This window comes from Flavobacterium silvisoli, assembly GCF_004329815.1.
In the GTDB taxonomy this organism is placed as follows: Bacteria; Bacteroidota; Bacteroidia; order Flavobacteriales; family Flavobacteriaceae; genus Flavobacterium; species Flavobacterium silvisoli.
The window spans coordinates 225,549-243,726 of record NZ_SJPE01000001.1; the positions used below are offsets into that span (position 1 = coordinate 225,549).

Annotated in this window: 14 protein-coding genes; 9 read left to right on the top strand and 5 right to left on the bottom strand. The window is 39.9% G+C overall.

Annotated elements, in window-relative coordinates; genetic code table 11:
- Window positions 1–52 precede the first annotated feature (52 nt).
- The 3 genes from kbl to EZL74_RS00925 all read left to right on the top strand — a co-directional run bounded on the left by kbl (window position 53) and on the right by EZL74_RS00925 (window position 5,591).
- Window positions 53–1,246 (top strand): glycine C-acetyltransferase, encoded by a 1,194-nt coding sequence (gene kbl, locus EZL74_RS00915; RefSeq protein ID WP_131474706.1) that lies wholly within the window; start codon window positions 53–55, stop codon window positions 1,244–1,246.
- Window positions 1,247–1,374: 128 nt separating this feature from the next.
- Window positions 1,375–2,769, top strand: coding sequence for an OmpA family protein (locus EZL74_RS00920; protein WP_131474707.1), 1,395 nt, complete (start codon window positions 1,375–1,377; stop codon window positions 2,767–2,769).
- A gap of 62 nt (window positions 2,770–2,831) precedes the next feature.
- Window positions 2,832–5,591 (top strand): PD-(D/E)XK nuclease family protein, encoded by a 2,760-nt coding sequence (locus EZL74_RS00925; RefSeq protein ID WP_131474708.1) that lies wholly within the window; start codon window positions 2,832–2,834, stop codon window positions 5,589–5,591.
- Here the strand turns inward: EZL74_RS00925 and EZL74_RS00930 are convergent.
- The 3 genes from EZL74_RS00930 to EZL74_RS00940 form a co-directional block, all read right to left on the bottom strand.
- The gene (locus EZL74_RS00930) at window positions 5,588–6,373 is read right to left on the bottom strand and encodes an alpha/beta fold hydrolase (protein WP_131474709.1); all 786 of its coding nucleotides are present in this window, start codon (window positions 6,371–6,373) and stop codon (window positions 5,588–5,590) included. The two genes, EZL74_RS00925 and EZL74_RS00930, sit on opposite strands and share 4 nt — an antisense overlap.
- Before the next feature lie 127 nt (window positions 6,374–6,500).
- Window positions 6,501–7,793, bottom strand: a complete 1,293-nt coding sequence (locus EZL74_RS00935) for an aminopeptidase P family protein (protein WP_131474710.1) — start codon at window positions 7,791–7,793, stop codon at window positions 6,501–6,503.
- 86 nt (window positions 7,794–7,879) lie between these two features.
- Entirely contained in the window at window positions 7,880–8,443 is a 564-nt protein-coding gene (locus EZL74_RS00940) for a Crp/Fnr family transcriptional regulator (RefSeq protein ID WP_131474711.1), read from the bottom strand.
- 113 nt (window positions 8,444–8,556) lie between these two features.
- On the opposite strand from EZL74_RS00940, the gene EZL74_RS00945 reads away from it, so the two are divergent.
- From EZL74_RS00945 to EZL74_RS00965, 5 genes are all read left to right on the top strand, one after another.
- Entirely contained in the window at window positions 8,557–9,423 is an 867-nt protein-coding gene (locus tag EZL74_RS00945) for a hypothetical protein (protein ID WP_131474712.1), read from the top strand.
- Between the two features lie 161 nt (window positions 9,424–9,584).
- Window positions 9,585–10,442 carry a succinate dehydrogenase cytochrome b subunit gene (locus EZL74_RS00950; protein WP_131474713.1) on the top strand — a complete coding sequence of 286 codons (858 nt, stop codon included), beginning with the start codon at window positions 9,585–9,587 and terminating at the stop codon, window positions 10,440–10,442.
- A gap of 18 nt (window positions 10,443–10,460) precedes the next feature.
- Window positions 10,461–12,470 (top strand): fumarate reductase/succinate dehydrogenase flavoprotein subunit, encoded by a 2,010-nt coding sequence (locus EZL74_RS00955; RefSeq protein WP_131474714.1) that lies wholly within the window; start codon window positions 10,461–10,463, stop codon window positions 12,468–12,470.
- Between the two features lie 15 nt (window positions 12,471–12,485).
- Complete coding sequence (locus tag EZL74_RS00960) at window positions 12,486–13,247, top strand: succinate dehydrogenase/fumarate reductase iron-sulfur subunit (RefSeq protein ID WP_131474715.1); 762 nt, start codon at window positions 12,486–12,488, stop codon at window positions 13,245–13,247.
- 69 nt (window positions 13,248–13,316) lie between these two features.
- Window positions 13,317–14,081, top strand: a complete 765-nt coding sequence (locus EZL74_RS00965; protein ID WP_131474716.1) for an amidohydrolase — start codon at window positions 13,317–13,319, stop codon at window positions 14,079–14,081.
- Here EZL74_RS00965 and EZL74_RS00970 read toward each other — a convergent pair.
- The gene (locus tag EZL74_RS00970) at window positions 14,074–15,672 is read right to left on the bottom strand and encodes an Ig-like domain-containing protein (RefSeq protein ID WP_131474717.1); all 1,599 of its coding nucleotides are present in this window, start codon (window positions 15,670–15,672) and stop codon (window positions 14,074–14,076) included. The two genes, EZL74_RS00965 and EZL74_RS00970, sit on opposite strands and share 8 nt — an antisense overlap.
- Window positions 15,673–15,746: 74 nt before the next feature.
- Window positions 15,747–16,430, bottom strand: a complete 684-nt coding sequence (locus EZL74_RS00975; RefSeq protein WP_131474718.1) for a ComF family protein — start codon at window positions 16,428–16,430, stop codon at window positions 15,747–15,749.
- Between the two features lie 98 nt (window positions 16,431–16,528).
- On the opposite strand from EZL74_RS00975, the gene EZL74_RS00980 reads away from it, so the two are divergent.
- Entirely contained in the window at window positions 16,529–18,070 is a 1,542-nt protein-coding gene (locus EZL74_RS00980) for a glycine--tRNA ligase (RefSeq protein WP_131474719.1), read from the top strand.
- The last annotated feature ends 108 nt before the right edge of the window (window positions 18,071–18,178 follow it).

Genomic DNA, 18,178 nt, shown 5'->3' on the forward strand with positions numbered 1-18,178 from the left:
CGCAAAAAGCAGTACAATACAAACAAAAAATAACAAAACCACAACGATCAACATGTACGGAAAAATTCAGCAGCACCTGCAAAAAGAACTGGATACCATCGAACAAAACGGTATTTTCAAAAAAGAAAGAATCATTACTTCACCACAAGGAGCGGAAATCACTGTAAACGGCGAAACGGTTCTGAACTTTTGCGCCAACAACTATCTGGGATTATCGTCGCACCCCGAAGTGATTCAGGCCGCTAAAGACACGTTGGATTCGCACGGCTTCGGAATGTCCTCGGTTCGTTTCATTTGCGGTACTCAAGATATTCACAAAACGTTAGAGAAAAAGATAGCCGATTTCTACGGCACTGAAGATACTATTTTGTATGCAGCGGCTTTTGATGCCAATGGTGGTGTCTTTGAACCTTTGTTGGGAGAAGAAGACTGCATCATTTCCGATAGTTTGAACCATGCTTCTATTATTGACGGAGTGCGTTTGTGCAAAGCTGCACGATACCGCTACGAAAATTCAAATATGGAAGACTTGGAAAACCAATTGAAAAAAGCTGTAGAAGCAGGACATCGTTTCAAATTAATCGTTACCGATGGTGTGTTCTCTATGGACGGATTGGTAGCGCCATTGAATAAAATTTGCGACTTGGCCGACAAATATGATGCATTGGTCATGGTAGATGAATGCCACGCGGCCGGTTTTATTGGTGCCACCGGAAAAGGAACTCTGGAAGCCAAAGGCGTGATGGGAAGAGTAGACATCATAACCGGAACCTTAGGAAAAGCCTTAGGTGGTGCTATGGGTGGCTATACTACTGCCAAGAAAGAAGTGATTGAAATTTTACGTCAGCGTTCACGCCCGTACTTGTTCTCCAATTCATTGGCTCCGGCTATTGTTGGAGCGTCCCTAAAAGTTTTTGAACTTTTGGAAAAAGACACTACCCTACGCGATAAACTGGAGTGGAATACCAATTATTTCAAAGCGGGCATGAAAGCAGCAGGCTTTGACATCATTGATGGTGATTCAGCCATAGTACCGGTAATGCTTTACGACGCCAAGCTGTCACAAGTCATGGCCGATGAATTATTAAAAAAAGGAATCTATGTGATTGGGTTCTTCTATCCGGTAGTTCCGAAAGACAAAGCGCGCATCAGAGTACAATTGTCTGCGGCACATACTAAAGACCATTTAGACCAAGCAATAAAAGCATTTACCGAAGTGGGAAAGATGTTAAATGTTATTAAGTAAATCATTGATTTTCAAAATTCACTCAAAAGATTACATAATTACCATATTTTAACCATAACATTTTGATATTATACTAATAGGTATTACTTTTGCTCTATTATAATTATTATAATCTAATCAAATTAAGTATGAAACATCTTAACAAATTATTCGTTGTTATGCTCATGTTGGCTGGGTTCAGCTCACAAGCTCAAGACAGCAACAATCCTTGGGCGATTTCGTTTGGGGTTAACGCAGTAGATACAAGAGTAAGTGCTGCATCAAAATTGGAGGATCAATTCTCTCAGTATTTTAATGCTAAGGATAACTGGAACATCCTTCCTTCTGTATCTTTCGTAAACGTATCTAAGTACGTTGGTAGCAATTTCTCATTCGGAGTTACCGGATCAGTTAACAAAATTACTAAATGGGTAAACCCAAGAGTAAATAACGGTCCGTACACTGTTGATAATCCTGGCGACTTGAACTATTATGCAGTTGATGGTGTAATCAACTATAGTTTGATGAGTTTGATTAAATCAAAAACTATTGATCCTTCTATCCACATTGGTGGTGGTTATACTTGGATTGGTGATGATTTACACGCAGGTACATTAAACGGTGGTCTTGGATTGACTTACTGGTTTACTGAAACTGTAGGTTTATCTGTTCGTTCTACTTACAAACATTCTTTCGAAGATGTACGTGCAGATATGCCTTCTCACATGCAACACTTTGCCGGTCTTGTTTTCAAATTCGGTGGAAAAGATACTGACGGTGACGGAATCTACGACAAAGACGACGCTTGCCCTGAAGTAGCTGGTTTGAAACAATTCAACGGATGTCCTGATACTGACGGTGACGGAATTGCTGACAAAGACGACGCTTGTCCTGAAATTGCAGGTCCTGCTGAATTCAACGGATGTCCTGATACTGACGGTGATGGTATAGCTGATAAAGATGATGCTTGTCCTGAAGTAGCCGGTTTAAAATCATTAGGCGGATGTCCTGATGCTGACGGTGATGGTATTACTGATAAAGCTGATAAATGTCCGGATGTAAAAGGTCCAAAAGAAAACGGTGGTTGTCCTTGGCCAGACAGAGATGGTGACGGAGTATTAGACAAAGATGACAAATGTCCGGATGTAAAAGGAACTGCTGCTAACAACGGTTGTCCTGAAGTATCTGACGAAGTGGTAAAAAGATTAAACGACTACGCTAAAACAATCTTGTTTAACTCAGGTAAATCAACTTTCCAACAACAAACTTACCCAGTGTTACAATCAATTGCCGGAATCTTAAAAGAATACCCTTCTGCTAAGTTCAGCATCGAAGGTCACACAGATAGCGATGGTAAAGATGCTGCTAACCAAAAATTGTCTGAGGACAGAGCTGCAGCCGTTAAAAATTACTTAATCGAAAACGGTATCGCTGCTTCAAGATTATCTTCAGTAGGTTACGGTGAGTCAAGACCAATTGACACTAACAAAACTAAAGCTGGTAAAGCAAACAACAGAAGAGTTGAAGTGAAATTAGTAAAATAATTTCTCTCAAAATATTTCTAAAAAACGCTCCGAAATTCGGGGCGTTTTTTTATTTTTATGGTATGTCAAAACCAACGTTTCTCCACCAACTGGCTCAGGAAATTTTAAAAAACCATTCCAATACCCTACTGGATTTGATTGTTGTTTTACCCAACAAAAGAGCTAAAGTATTCTTACTGGAAGAATTCAAAAATCTGGTGACCACCAACTGTTTTGCACCCGAAATCATCAGTATTGAAGAATTTGTTCAGAATATTGCAGGCATTCGCAGTATCGACAGTGTAGAGGTGCTTTTTGAATTTTACGAAGTATATCTTGCTGTAACAGAAAAAGACAATCAGGAATCTTTTGAAACATTTGCCAATTGGGCTAAAACACTATTACAGGATTTTAATGAAATTGACCGCTATTTACTCGATCCTAATCACGTTTTAAAATACCTCGAGAACATTAAAGAAATCGAACACTGGTCTGTTGACATCAATAAAAGAACCGAACTGATTGACAACTATTTGTCCTTTTGGAAAAAACTACCACATTATTATCATTCTCTCTATCAATACTTAGTTGGCAAAGGAATTGGCTATCAAGGATTAATTTACCGCGAGGCAGTAGAAAACCTCAACCATTTTTCCGAAAACAACCACAACCGATTTGTATTTGCCGGATTTAATGCGCTCAATCAGGCTGAGGAAAAAATTATTCAACACCTCTTGGCTCAGGATAGCGCAAAAATATACTGGGATATAGATGAAAGTTTACTACACGATACCTTCCACGATGCGGGACTATTTCAACGCAAATTTAAATCGGATTGGATCTATTACAAAACCAATCCTTATGAATGGATAGTTTCTGATTTTAGCGAAACCAAAAACATTGAGATTATTGCCACCTCAAAGTCAATCGGACAAGCTAAAATAGCCGGAAGCATCATTGAAAAACACGCACAGGAAAACGGTTCAAATCTACAAAACGTAGCCTTAGTACTCGGAGAAGAGAACCTGCTACTACCCGTACTGCATTCGTTGCCCGATTGTGTTGCTGCCCTCAATATCACTATGGGGTTTTCCAGCAAAAACAATCCGGCACAACTGCTCTTGGCCAAATTGTTCAAACTCCACAGCAATGCCCTGGCCCGAAGTGTTGATAATTATGTGCTCTACTACAAAGACGTGTTAGATATACTGACGCATCCGCTAATCGAAACATATGTGAAAGCGGATGAGTTAGTCTTTAAAATAAACAAAAACAACTATTCCTTTATAACCCATAAAAAACTTTACGAGCTCCACCCAAATGGCAATGAGTTGTTTCAATTATTGTTTCAAAAATGGGATGGCAGCGCCGTAAGTGTTTTAGAAAATCTGGCTCAAATTTTACTTAAAATCAAAGACAGCCTGAGCTATGAAAATGAGGAAGAAAAAATCACCAATGCTTTTGTATATTCGATATATAAAGTCATAAACAAAATGACTTCTTACTTTGATGCCCATCGCGCTATTGACGATATTAAAACACTGCACGCTATTTACAAACAAGTCATTGATGTAGCCGAAGTATCGTTTGAAGGTGAACCATTAACCGGTTTACAAATCATGGGTGTTTTGGAAAGCAGGGTACTCGATTTTGAAACGGTAATCATTACTTCGGTAAACGAAGGAAAGTTTCCGGCGGGTAAAAGCACCAATTCGTTCATTCCGTATGATGTGAAACGTGAACTGGGATTGCCTACTTACAAAGAAAAAGACGCTATCTACACCTATCACTTCTATCATTTACTGCAGCGTGCCAAAAACATCTATCTGATTTATAATGCCGACAGTGAAGGTTTTGATGCCGGAGAAAAAAGTCGCTTCATTACCCAATTAGAAGTCGAAAAAAGGCCAAACCACCACCTTACTTTTCAGTATTTTAATGCCGATGTTCCAAATGTTGCCTATGAACCTATAGCAGTTCCAAAGACGGAAAGTGCCTTAGAGCGACTGCGTGAAATAGCCGACAAAGGATTCTCTCCATCTTCGCTAACCACATACATTCGCAATCCGATACAGTTTTATTTCCAAAGAGTTTTGCGCATTTCCGAAACCGATGAGGTAGAAGAAAACATTGCTGTAAATACTCTGGGAACCATCATTCATGGTGCTTTAGAAGAGTTATACAAACCTTTCATAGGCAGAATTTTGACCGTTGAGGATCTGAAAATCTGTATGAGAAAAATTGATGCCGAAGTAGCCACCCAATTCAAAGAAGTGTACAAAGAAGGTGAAATCAAAAAAGGACGCAATCTGTTGGCCTTTGAAGTAGCCAAACGCAACGTGCTGAACTTTCTCAAACTGGAATTAGAAGCACTGGAAAAAGGAGATGAAGTACAACTGATAGCGTTAGAAGCAACTTACGAACGCGTTTTGGAAGATTCCCGTTTGCCTTTTCCTGTATTGATTAAAGGTAATGTGGACCGAATTGAACTGCGCAACGGAAAAATCAGAATCATTGATTACAAAACCGGAAAAGTAGAACAAAAAAACGTCACTTTAAAAGATTGGAACGGTTTAACCAAAGACATCAAAAACGACAAAATCATTCAGGTATTGGCTTATGTTTTCATGTATGAACTTGAGGCAAAAGGGCGCGAGATAGAGGCCGGAATCATATCGTTTAAAAATTTAAAAGCCGGTTTTCTACCGTTTCAGTTTAAATCGGAAAATGAAAAAGAAGGCATCATTTCGGGTGAAATTATGAAAGACTACTTAGAGCAAATTGTGCTGCTGCTTCAGGAGATTTTTGATACAAATGTTGCGTTTGAAGAAAAGAGCAATTAAACTTTCTTCAGAAAATCGAGGAAGACTTTGAGCAGTTCCTTTTGATTTTCGATATGGGACATGTGACCATCAGGAAAAGTGGTGAGTCCAACAGGAGTCCCTTCTATCTGGTCTATATTATCTTCATAAATTAACACTCCGTCTTTTTTACCTAAGACCAAATGCATCGGATAAGGTGCAAAATGCAGAATCACTTCGCGATCCTTGCGTATTTTCATTCCTTCTAACGCTGCTACTATGCCTTGCAAAGGAGTTTTCAGCGCTTGTGCTTTGACCCGCTCAATTTCAGCAGACAATCGCTCTCTGTTGTCTTCACTAAACAAATTAGCAATCGACATACTTACAAAACTGCTGTAATTTTGCTTAACACAGACAACAGCACGGTCTCGGTTACTTTTACGTTCATCGCTGTCAGCTCTTGAGGTTGAATTTAGCAAAAACAAACCTTTCATATGGTCAGGATACATTTCGGCAAAAGCCAAGGCTACATAGCCACCCATCGAATGACCTACCAACACCACTTTGCGGATTTTGAGGTGCATCAGCAAAGCAAACAACATGTCTGCCTGATCTTCCATAGCATGAACATACCCCAAACACTCCGTTTGTCCGTGCCCCAGTAAATCAACGGTAATTATGCGGTACTTTTTTGAGAGTTCGGGCACAAAAGCTCCCCACATGGTCTGATTTTCCAGAAATCCGTGTAAAAACATAACCGCCGTGCCTTTACCTTGGTCGGTAAATGAAACTTTCGTGTTTTTATAGATTATAGCTTTGTTCATGAAAAATTTCTCCTTAATGGTCCAAAAATAGTATTTAGCCACGAATAGAAGAACAGTTGTTGAAAAATAAAACGGCTCACTTTCGCGAGCCGTCTTGTTTGCTGTTCATCTTTTATCTCCCCTCTGATTAAGAATTCATAATCGATTCAATCTCGTCTACTTCTATCGGAATGTTACGCATTAAATTGAAGGCTTCTCCTTTTTCCTGAATAACCATATCATCTTCAATACGGATTCCGAAACCTTCGGCAGGAATATAAATACCCGGCTCTACAGTAAAGACCATGTTGGCCTGCATCGGTTCGTGCAATAAGCCGTAATCGTGCGTATCTAACCCTAAATGGTGAGAAGTGCCATGCATAAAGTATTTTTTATAGACGGGCCAATCAGGATTTTCGTTTTGCACATCGGCTTTGTCAATTAGACCAAGACCTAACAACTCTGAGGTCATTATTTTACCCACCTCAATGTGATATTGCTTCCAAAACGTACCCGGAACCAACATTTTAGTGGCTTCATTTTTAACTCTTAAAACAGCATTGTACACTTGTTTTTGTCTGTCGGTAAATCGTCCAGAAACGGGAATCATACGGGTCATATCGCTCGAATAATTGGCATATTCGGCACCAACATCCAACAAAATCAAATCACCTGCTTTGCATTGTTGATTGTTTTCAATGTAATGCAACACATTGGCATTGTTCCCCGAGGCAATAATCGGAGTATAGGCGAATCCTTTGGAGCGGTTGCGCAGGAATTCGTGTGCAAACTCAGCTTCAATTTCGTATTCTGTCACATTCGGCTTCACAAAATTCAGTACCCTACGGAATCCTTTTTCGGTGATGTCACAAGCCTTTTGAATTAAATCAAGCTCTTCACTTTCTTTGACTGAACGCAGTCTTTGCAAAATAGGGTTAGATTTTTCGACCTTATGCGCCGGATAATTTTCTTTCCACCATTTTACAAATCGGGCTTCACGGGTTTCGGTTTCTATAGTCGCGCGGTAATGTTCGTTGGTATTGATATACATCGTTTCGGCATAAGCCATTACCTCTTTCAGCGTTTTATGGAAATCCTGCAACCAAATCACCGATTTGATTCCGGATACTTCAAAGGCTCGTTCCTTGGTTAGTTTTTCTCCTTCCCAAATAGCAATGTGTTCGTTGGTTTCTTTCAGAAAAAGAATTTCTTTCAAATGTTCGTATGGCGCATCCGGAAAGAGCAATAAGATGCTTTCCTCCTGGTCTACTCCGCTCAAATAAAAAATATCCCGGTGTTGGGCAAAGGGCAACGTACTGTCGGCCGATACCGGATAAATATCATTGGAATTGAAAACAGCTACACTGTTAGGTTTCATTTGTGCCGTAAACTTTGCTCTGTTTTTAATAAACAAATTGCGGTCTATTTGATGGTATTTCATGTTGTTGAATTTGAAAATTTGTTAATTTGAAAATTACTTTACCAAAAGTAAGCATTAGTCAAAACTAAATTAGTAGCCAAATGGCATTATTTTATGGTTTTCCTGATGCGGCTCATGTGTCGGGAAGAGATACCCAAAAAAGCCGCCAAATAATGCAACGGAACTTCCTGCAGAAGTTGGGGTTCTGAGACTAATAGCTTTTTATAACGCTCTTCCGGAGTCAGGGTTAGTAAGTCTATTCGGTACTCATCAATGAGACAGATTTGTTTTTCGAGTATACCGTAATACAACTGCGAAAAGGTATTACTGTTGGCTTTAAGTTTAATGAAATGTTCTAAATCAATGACCCACAGCACGCAATCGGTTAGGGCTTTGATGCTTTTTCGGGAAGGGGTTTGGTGTAAGAAACTGTAGAGTGAGCTGGTGACCGTGTTTTTCAGGGCTATATAGGTCGTTTTTTCATCTCCTTCGACATCTACGGCGTGCTGCAAAATACCATTCTCAATGTAACAGAAATAACGACAGACTTCATCTTGTTTGACAAACATCTCGTGCTTTTTGAGATTCAGCTGGCGAAACGATTGGATGATCTCGGTTCTCTCTTTGGCAGAATCGTTGGGAGTGATTGCTGTAATAAAGTGGACAAACATTTTTGAACTATTTTGCGTAAATCAAATGTAATAAAAATACATTTTTGCCGTTAGTTGTAACGTAAATGAATTACAATCGTTTTGCATTTTTAACTTTGACCAAACTTTAAACAATGAAAAAAGCATATCTCCTTTTACTATTTGCGGCAGCCGCAATTCCGTTTTTCTCTTGCAGCGAAGAAAGCAGTAGTAAACCTATGTTGATTGTGAAATTTAAATTCGACCCGAATCAGATTCGCTTGAACAATTTGGGAGAACCATCCGTCATTCCCGATGGCAATGCCGCGCAGACCCCTGTCTTTAATACAATAGGTTCGCATTATATTGAATTAGCGCCAAATGCCAACACGCAAATTGGAACCGGAACGATTATTTATCACGGAGCCGAAACCACATTAGGTGGAGCTAACGCTATAGATTTCAGCAAAGAGAAAATTGTGGCGCAAGATGAAGTATTCATAAAAATTCCGTTAACCCAAGTAGCTAAAGGAAATTATGAATGGATTCGCGTTTCGTTGGCCTATCAGAATTACCAAATCAACATCAGAAATAACGGGGTTGATTATACAGGAACTTTAGCCAGTTTTGTCGGATTCAATACTTATCTGACTTCGTTTAACATTGGCAACAGCATCTTTCCTGTAAACGGAAACCGCGAGCAAGGGTATTGGGCTTTTGCTTTGAACAATCAGCCTTATTCTTCTTCGGGACAAGCACCAACCGGGGCTACAACCGTTCCGAATCCGTTGCATGCCACTTCGGGAATTCCGTTAAAATCGTGTGTGGTTACCGGAAAATTTGCTACTCCTTTGGCTATTACCGGCAACGAAACCAGCGATGTAACAGTGACCCTTTCCTTATCCATAAACCACAGTTTTGAGTGGCATGAGGTGAACGTCGACGGAAAATTCGAACCTTCAGCAGGAGAAAATGTTGTAGACATGGGATTGCGCGGTTTAATTCCAAGTTATGTTAAATAATTTTGTTTAGGATTTCATGATCAAAATAGTCATTTAAGTCATTGATATTCAACAACTGTTAAACCCACTTTAAATTCATTATAAATTAGAACGAAAAGGTTGTAGTTAATAGCAAATAGGTGTATTTTTGTGTGATTTTTTTAAACAAATTATACACAATTATGGCAAAATCTGCACTTTTAAAGTCATCTCTTGCAAAGAAATACTGGATGGCTCTTACAGGTTTATTTTTATGCTTGTTTTTAGCGGGTCACCTGGCAGGAAATCTTCAATTAATTTTTAGCGATGCATTGCATTTCAATCAGTATGCACTGTTTATGACCTCTAATCCGGCGGTAAAAATTCTATCTTACCTCACTTACTTCTCTATTTTATTCCATGCTGTTGATGGGTTCTTATTAACCTATCAGAACGTAAAAGCAAGACCAATTGGTTATGCTAAAAACAACCCAAGCGCAAACAGCAGTTTTTCATCCAGAAACATGGCTGTATTGGGAACCTTAATTTTGGTTTTCATTGTAACGCATATGGTAAACTTTTGGGCTGTTATGCATTTTGACAAAAACATGCCATTACAAAGCATTACCGTAGAAGTAATGGGACAAAAACAAGAATTGTATGTTACCACTAACGGCGGTTACATGCCGGTGAGTCAGGTTGCCAAAAGCTATGAAGAAGCCATGAAAACCGGTGCTCAAACCTATATTGAACACAGAACTGATTTTTACAACACACAAGCTCGTGTTAAAATTGGCGAAGGGTATAAAGATTTGCACAAAATCACCGTTGCCTTTTTCAAAGATGCTAAATTGGGCTTAATTGCGACTGTTCTTTACGTCATAGCTATGTTTGTGTTAGCCTTCCACTTGCTGCATGGATTCAGCAGCGCTTTCCAATCTCTGGGCTTAAACCATCCAAAATATACACCGGCAATCAAAGGTTTCGGGAAAGCCTTTGCCATTGTAGTTCCGCTACTGTTTGCTATCATTCCGGTTTACATTCATTTTTTCTTAAAATAATCAACATCAGTATAAATCATGAAGTTAGATTCTAAAATACCAGAAGGTCATATTTCTCAAAAATGGACCGATTATAAAAACCATTTGAAACTGGTTGCACCTAACAACCGTCCAAAAATTGACATTATTGTAGTAGGAACAGGATTGGCAGGAGCCTCTGCGGCAGCCTCTCTTGGTGAAATGGGATATAATGTAAAAGCATTTTGTTTTCAAGACTCCCCGCGTCGTGCACACTCTATTGCCGCGCAAGGGGGTATCAATGCCGCCAAAAATTACCAAAATGACGGTGACAGTATTTACCGATTATTTTACGATACCATCAAAGGTGGGGATTACCGCGCGCGTGAAGCAAACGTACACCGCTTGGCGGAAGTATCCGGAAATATTATCGACCAATGTGTAGCTCAAGGGGTTCCTTTTGCCCGTGACTACGGTGGATTATTAGACAACCGTTCGTTCGGGGGTACGCAAGTACAACGTACTTTTTATGCTGCCGGACAAACCGGACAACAATTGTTGTTAGGCGCTTACTCTGCTTTATCAAGACAAATAGGATTGGGACGTGTTCAAATGTTCAACCGTCACGAAATGTTGGATTTAGTAAAAGTGGACGGAAAAGCACGCGGTATCATTGCCCGTAACTTGGTTACCGGAGAAATCGAAAGACATTCGGCCCACGCAGTAATTATAGCATCAGGAGGATACGGAAATGTGTATTTCCTCTCTACCAATGCCATGGGAAGTAACGTTACTGCCGGATGGAAAGTACACAAACAAGGAGCGGCTTTTGCTAATCCGTGTTTTGTTCAAATTCACCCAACCTGTATTCCGGTACACGGAACCAACCAATCGAAGTTAACTTTGATGTCAGAATCATTGCGTAACTCCGGACGTATTTGGGTACCTAAGAAAAAAGAAGATGCGGAAGCGATTCGTGCCGGTAAATTAAAACCCACACAAATTGCCGAAGAAGACAGAGATTACTACTTGGAAAGACGTTACCCTGCATTTGGTAACCTGGTGCCTCGTGATGTGGCTTCAAGAGCTGCCAAAGAGCGTTGTGATGCCGGTTTCGGAATTGAAGCCAATGACACCAACGAAGGAGTATACTTAGATTTCTCTACCGAAATTCAAAACAAAGGAAAACAAGCGGCTTACGCCAAAGGAAACCACAACCCTACACCGGAAGAAATCACCGCTCTGGGAAAACAATGGTTGGAAGAAAAATACGGCAACCTGTTTACCATGTACCAAAAAATCACAGACGAGAATCCTTATGAGACTCCGATGAAAATATACCCTGCCGTTCACTACACGATGGGTGGTGTTTGGGTAGATTACAACTTACAGTCTACCATTCCGGGTTGTTTCGTTGCCGGAGAAGCCAACTTCTCTGACCACGGAGCCAACCGTTTAGGAGCCTCTGCTTTGATGCAAGGTTTGGCCGACGGTTATTTCGTATTGCCTTACACCGTTTCTGATTATTTGGCAGATGATATCCGTACCGGCAAAATCCCTACGAATACAGCCGAATTTGACGAAGCTGAAAAACGTGTGAAAGACAGCATCAACTTCTTCCTGAACAACAGCGGAACGAAATCGGTTGACCATTTCCACAAAAAATTAGGTCACATCATGTGGAATAAAGTAGGTATGGGCAGAAACGAGCAAGGCTTAAAAGAAGCTATCGCCGAAATTGCTGCCTTAAAAGACGAATTCTACAAAGATGTTTTTGTACCGGGCAGTGCGGATGAATTGAATCCGGAATTGGAAAAAGCACTTCGTGTGGCTGACTTCATCGAACTGGGTCAATTAATGGCGATGGATGCACTGCAACGTAAAGAGTCTTGTGGAGGTCACTTCCGTGAAGAATACCAAGATGCTGAAGGAGAAACGCTTCGTGATGACGAAAACTTCAAATTTGTAGGCGCTTGGGAATACAATGGGGAAGACATCAGCAAAGAGATTCTTCACAAAGAAGAATTGAAATACGAGTTTATTAAAATAGCCGCTAGAAACTATAAGTAATAGGAGATTAGGATTATGAGTACAGCAAAAAACATCAATATAACCCTTAAGATTTGGCGTCAAAAAAACGCTAAATCCAAAGGAAGCATGGAAACATACAAACTGGATAATGTTTCTACTGCTAGTTCATTTTTGGAAATGTTAGACCAATTGAACGAGCAATTAGTGAACGAAAGAAAAGAGCCTGTCGCATTTGACCACGACTGTCGTGAAGGGATTTGCGGAATGTGCTCATTATACATCAACGGTCGCGCTCACGGACCTGATACCGGAATCACTACTTGTCAGCTGCACATGCGTATGTTCAACGACGGAGATACCATTTATGTAGAGCCTTGGAGAAGCCGAGCTTTCCCGGTAATTAAAGATTTAGTGGTAGACAGAAGTGCATTCGACAGAATTCAACAAGCCGGTGGTTTCGTTTCGGTTAACACCTCCGGAAACACTATCGACGCCAATGCAACCCCTATCAACAAGCACGATGCAGACAAATCGTTTGAAGCGGCTGCTTGTATCGGTTGTGGTGCTTGTGTAGCTACGTGTAAAAATGGCTCTGCTATGTTGTTTGTAGGTGCCAAAGTATCGCAATATGCTTTGTTGCCACAAGGAAAAGTAGAAGCTACGCAACGTGTTTTAAACATGGTCCGTCAGATGGATGAAGAAGGATTCGGAAACTGTACCAATACCGGTGCCTGTGAAATTGAATGCCCGAAAGGAATTTCACTTGAAAATATTGCCCGCATGAACCGCGAGTATTTAAAAGCAAGTATCAAATAAACTGAAATCAGTTGAAATTATATCAAACGCACTCTATTTCAGAGTGCGTTTTTTTTGCTATATTTGAATATGAAAATTGCTTTAGTACAAACCTCACTTGTTTGGGAAAACCCCGTAGAAAACCGAAGCCATTTATCACAAAAAATAATGGGCTTTATGGAAGAGGTGGACTTAATCATTCTTCCGGAAATGTTTTCCTCAGGATTTACAATGGATCCGAAGGCAGTAGCCGAAACCATGCAGGGAGAAACCGTTTTATGGTTACAACATTTGGCCAAAGCCAGAAACTGTGCACTTACCGGCAGCTTAGTCATTGAAGAAAACGGTAGTTACTACAATCGATTACTTTTCGTTTTTCCGAACGGCAACATACAAACCTACGACAAAAAACACTTGTTTACCTTGGCAGGAGAGCACCAACATTACACGGCCGGGCTAAATAAACTCGTTATTGAATACAAAGGATTTCGCATTTGTCCGCTGATTTGTTATGATTTGCGGTTCCCGGTGTTTTCCCGTAATACGGAAGATTATGATGTATTGCTTTATGTGGCCAATTGGCCTAAACCTCGCATAAGCGCTTGGGATATTTTACTAAAAGCACGCGCCGTGGAAAACATGAGCTACACCATAGGTGTCAACCGAATAGGAAGCGATCACAACAAACACCAATACATTGGACATTCCCAAGTGGTTGATTTTTTAGGCAATTATCTTCTAGAGCCACAGGAAGCCGACGCTGTGTTCATAGTGGAACTCGATAAAGCAAAACTGATGGAAATGCGCAATAAACTAGGTTTTTTAAACGACAGGGATTATTTCGAAATTAGTTAGTTCCTAAATCAAACGGTTGTTCCACATCCCAATTGGCACGCACATCAATCTGTTTAGGAAAGTAAATGACTTCTTCGGATTGGCGTTTTTCCATGAAACTCCCCGGATCCCATTCCTTATTCTTATTATCGTCATAAATAATTCGCAACGTATACAGTGCCGGTTCTAAGGCATCAAAAACAATAGTCGTATTTTGTTCTGTGTACTCACTTGCTTTTACGGTTCCGTCCTTATCGGTTAATTGCACTAATATAGGGAAACGTTTTACATGCTCTAAGAGAATCCTTAAATTACCATAGTCAGAAGCATTTTTAGTGTTGATGTTGTATTTAAGTGTGTCGTTTTTGGTGTCATAAAAATCTACTAAAGCACCAGGCAGCAATGTAATTTTGTAGCGCTCTAATGGTTCTTTATTGAAATTTAAATACAGCTTTTGCTGAAAATCATCGTATTCAGTTTCAAAAGGAACAGCAAGTGAATCTTTATTGAAAATACTGATTTTCGACTTATCAAACTGAACCAAAGGCGTACTGCTGATCAAAGAAAAACGTTCTCTGAGCGGAAGATTACCGCTGAAATTAGTACTTACCGACAACGTATCAGCCTTAAGATTTTTCATTTTTACGGTAAATGATTTAATCCATTTGTCTTTTTCAGCTTCTACCGCTAGGGAATCAACCTTAAGTGGTTTGAACCAAATTTGCAGGGAATCTTTTTTAGGAAAACCGGTAACCAAGGACGGGATGATTTCGGTTCCGTTTTTTACTTTAACTTTTACTCCTTTTGGATTACCCAGATATCCCATCAACATTCGGTTGCTTGAAGCCTGAGTAGGTTTAATAGCTTCAAAAGGGAGTCGTTCTTTAAACAATTCGACTTCAAAAACGGTGTCATTCGGAATAGTGATGTACTCTTTTTGAAAACCTATTTTATCCGATTTAGGGTTGTATTTGTTATTACCGTTGTCTTTCAGGGCCACCAAAAGGTATTTTCCCGCTTTGATATTTTCCAAGGTAACAACCCTCAAACTGTCCAGCGTATTAGTAATGTATCGCGGAGTTTCCTTATAAATGGTTGAATCGTTGAACTTTTCATTCACTTCATACAACATGACTGATACGAAATTATCCGTCTTTTTCTCCAAAGCATCTTTGACCTTAACCTTCAGTGCTAACGAATCGATATAGCTTCCGGTTGAAAACACAAATTTGTACTGTGACAGCGGATTGCCTTCGTTATTGTCTTCTATGCTTTGCCCGAAATTGAAACTGTAAGTCGTATTAGGCAGTAAAGTATCTTTAAGTCTGATTGTTACAACTTTGCTCGCAGTATAAGGCAGAATTTCCGGCTGATTTTTCATGGGAGGTGAAACAATCAGCTGTTTATTGACGTTCTTTAGCTTGACATATTCATCAAAAACCAACTTGATTTCTTTACCGTTAAAATTGGTCGAAAGATTTTTGGGAAAACTGGCTTTCAAAACCGGTGCTATGGTGTCTTTTGCTCCTCCGGTAATACTGCCTCTTTTGGCACAACCTATGGTAAACAGCAACAAGAGTAAAGAAAAATATCTGAAGTCAATTTTTGGCATAAAAGCGTTTTTTCAAAGCACAAAATAACAATTATATTTAGTGTGAATGAAATCTTTTTCAGGAAAGTTAACATTTAACTGTGCGCCATAGCCATACAAACAATGCTGATTTTCGCATCCGGAATTTTGAGTAACGCCCTGCTGCAGGCTTCAAGTGTTGAACCGGTTGTAATCACATCGTCTATCAGCAAAAAATGTTTCCCGTGATGCAATTCCGAAAAATGAACATCAAAGACAGTTGAAATGACATCGGCTCTGCCCAAAAGATCTTTTTTGGTTTGCGTTTTGGTATGTAATTTTCGGTACAACAATTGGTCATTATAAGCAATGTTAAGTTGTGCCGATAGGGCTTTCCCAAATCCTTCAACCTGATTGTATCCACGCTCCCGCAACCGTTTCTTGTGGAGCGGCACCGGTATAATGTAATCAATATTTTTAATGGATTCCAACCCCTTTAATTCTGACGCGTACCAATTCCCGACGGTTTCACTGACGGCCTCTTGACCTTTGTATTTCAATTGGTGAATCATTTCCTGAACTATTCCTTTTTTATGAAAATAAAATAAAGCTGCGCCGAACTCCAGCGGAATCCTGCCATAGAACTTCTGCATCACTTCATTCTGCTTTATCAAATGATGATTTGTCAGCGGAATTTCATGCCTGCAAACCGTACAAAGCACCTTTTCATCAGCCAGTAAAAATGCCTGACAACCGCTACATGCCCTTGGAAAAAACAAATTCAGAAGATGATTCCACATAAAAAAGTTATTTTTCTTACATAAAATTATAAAAATTTTAAATGCCAAGCGCTTTTTAATCATTTATTTAAAATCCGTTTTTATATTTTTGCATCATTATGGCAAAACAAGAAGATATATTTAAGAATGTCGTTTCGCATGCAAAAGAATACGGATTTATTTTTCCGTCGAGCGAAATATATGATGGGTTGAGCGCGGTGTATGATTACGCGCAAAACGGAGTAGAATTAAAGAAAAACATTAGAGAGTACTGGTGGAAAGCCATGGTGCAGATGCATGAAAATATTGTCGGCCTTGATGCTGCAATTTTGATGCACCCAACTACCTGGAAGGCTTCGGGTCACGTGGATGCGTTTAACGATCCGCTGATTGACAACAAAGACTCTAAAAAAAGATACCGCGCCGACGTGTTGATTGAGGATTATGCCGAAAAATTAAACCTTAAGGCCAAAAAAGAAATCGAAAAAGCACGTGAACGATTTGGAGCTGCCTTTGACGAAGAGCAATACAAGACTACCAATCCGCGTGTGATGGAATATCTGGCTAAAGAGCGTGAAATTCTCGAAAGAATGGGTCGTTCTTTGGGCAACGGTGATTTAGAAGATGTCAAAAAACTAATCGACGAATTAGAAATTGCCGATCCGGAAACCGGCTCACGTAACTGGACCGATGTGAAGCAGTTCAACCTAATGTTCGGAACCAAATTGGGAGCCTCAGCTGAAAACGCGATGGATTTATACTTGCGTCCGGAAACGGCACAAGGAATATTCGTAAACTTCTTAAACGTACAAAAAACAGGCAGAATGAAAATTCCGTTTGGTATTGCCCAAACCGGAAAAGCCTTTAGAAACGAAATTGTGGCCCGTCAGTTCATCTTCCGTATGCGTGAATTTGAACAAATGGAAATGCAATTTTTTGTGAAACCGGGAGAAGAAATGAAGTGGTACGAGTATTGGAAACAAACCCGTTTGAACTGGCATTTGTCTCTTGGTTTAGGCAAAGAAAACTACCGTTTCCACGACCACGAAAAACTGGCGCATTATGCCAACGCCGCAGCTGATATTGAGTTTAATTTCCCCTTTGGTTTCAAAGAATTAGAAGGAATACACTCGAGAACCGACTTCGATTTAAAAGCCCATGAACAATATTCGGGTAAAAAACTGCAATATTTTGATAACGAAACCAATTCGAACTACGTACCTTATGTGGTGGAGACTTCCGTTGGATTGGACAGAATGTTCTTGGCAGTTTTTGCTACCGCTTTAAAAGAAGAAACTTTAGAAGACGGTTCAACCCGAACCGTTTTGCGTTTGCCAAGTGTATTGGCACCAACCAAAGCTGCTGTTTTACCGTTGGTAAAAAAAGACGGCCTACCGGAGATTTCGAAAAAAATCATAGAAGATTTAAAATGGGATTTCAACGTAGCCTACGATGAAAAAGATGCGGTGGGACGTCGTTACCGCAGACAGGACGCACTGGGAACACCTTTCTGTATAACGGTAGATCATCAAACTTTAGAAGACGAGACCGTAACCATTCGCCATCGTGACACCATGGCTCAAGACCGCGTAAAGATTTCCGAATTAAAAACCATAATCGGAAATGAAGTAGCCATGCGAAATTGGTTGATGAAAATCTAAAAAAAAAATACCATAAGATAAAAACCCAAATTCTGTAGAGAATTTGGGTTTTTTGTTTTTGTAAGTATTTATCCGAGCTAAAATGCAGATATTAACAGGATTAGCGTT